We start from the raw sequence: 1,177 nt of genomic DNA, 5'->3' as shown, positions 1-1,177 counted from the left end.
AAAGAGATAAGTACAATGGCAACAAGCCCCGAAGGGATCGCTTTGGTAAATTTTGGAAATATATACATAATAAACATTGTAATTGCCACAATGGCATACATCACCCAGTTTTGCCCCTCAAAAAATTTAAACTGAGCCATAGCAATGACTATTGCCAAACCGTTTACAAACCCGTAAAGTGCCGGTTGTGGAACAAGGCGGATAAACTTACCAAACTTCAGTACACCAAAAAGTACCTGAATAATACCGGCAATAATCGTAGCTAAAAGGACATAGTTGAGCATATGGATATAAAGATCATCACCACTAAGCCCTTGTGCCTTTAAAAGGTTGTTTGCTTCAATAACAAGCCCAATGATAACAACGGCAACACTTCCTGTTGCTCCACTTATCATCCCGGGTTTACCACCTATAAGCGCTGTGATAAGTCCTAAAATAAAGGCTGTATAAAGCCCAACAATAGGGCTTACCTCTGCAATAAAACTAAAAGCTATAGCTTCAGGAACCAAAGCAACTGCAACAACTAAACCGGATAAAATATCGTTTTTGATATTTGGAGAGGTATATTTTCTTATGTCAAACAATCTGTACACACCTTGTAAAAAATTGCGCAATTGTATCTAAAGGGTGATGAAGATTAGCTTTTTAATAATAAAAGTGATAGAATTTCATATCATTTTGAAGAAGGAATTTTTATGTTGTATGTTTTTGTTCATCTTGTTCATATCTTTTCAGTTTTTATCTACGGAGGGTTTTTATTTACCGATAACCTCTTTTTATCTCGTATGCAAAATGATTTAGGTGATGAATACCCAAAAGTTCGTGAATATTTTATGAAATATGTACGCCAGGTTGTGCCAAAAGCACTTATTGTTGCGGTGCTTTCTGGTATATACCTCTTTAGTGTCAATTTTGGTGAGATAGCACCAGAGGGGCTTTCAAATTTTCAAATAGTATTACTTATCAAAGCATTTTTAGGCGGTTGGCTGGGATTACGTGGTGTTTTACAGGTATTTTTCAAGATACAGCCACTTGTATTTCAAAGCCACAGATTCCCTTTTATACTTGTTGTAATTATTATTTTCCTCTCACAGCTTATGTTTGCCGTATAAAGCTCTAATCTTCCTATAACCACACTTTAGATATAATCGCGAAATTTCAAATAGAGAATTTAAGG

General features: G+C 35.5%; 2 protein-coding genes. One reads left to right on the top strand and one right to left on the bottom strand.

Features of this window, described 5'->3' with window-relative positions; translation table 11 throughout:
- Positions 1 to 584 (bottom strand): SulP family inorganic anion transporter (locus tag AC30RD_RS09690; RefSeq protein WP_489494351.1); only part of this gene is annotated, 584 nt, incomplete at its 3' end.
- Positions 585 to 695: 111 nt separating this feature from the next.
- On the opposite strand from AC30RD_RS09690, the gene AC30RD_RS09685 reads away from it, so the two are divergent.
- Complete coding sequence (locus tag AC30RD_RS09685) at positions 696 to 1,112, top strand: hypothetical protein (RefSeq protein WP_489494350.1); 417 nt, start codon at positions 696 to 698, stop codon at positions 1,110 to 1,112.
- Positions 1,113 to 1,177 lie beyond the last annotated feature (65 nt).

The sequence above is a fragment of the Nitrosophilus sp. genome, from assembly GCF_982775275.1.
The sequence above is the reverse complement of the archived record's forward strand: the minus strand, read 5'-3'. Positions and strand labels throughout refer to the sequence as shown.

Excerpts from the sequence above, each read along its gene's own strand:
- AC30RD_RS09685 (WP_489494350.1), top strand. The coding sequence starts at position 696 with ATGTTGTATGTTTTTGTTCATCTTGTTCATATCTTTTCAGTTTTTATC.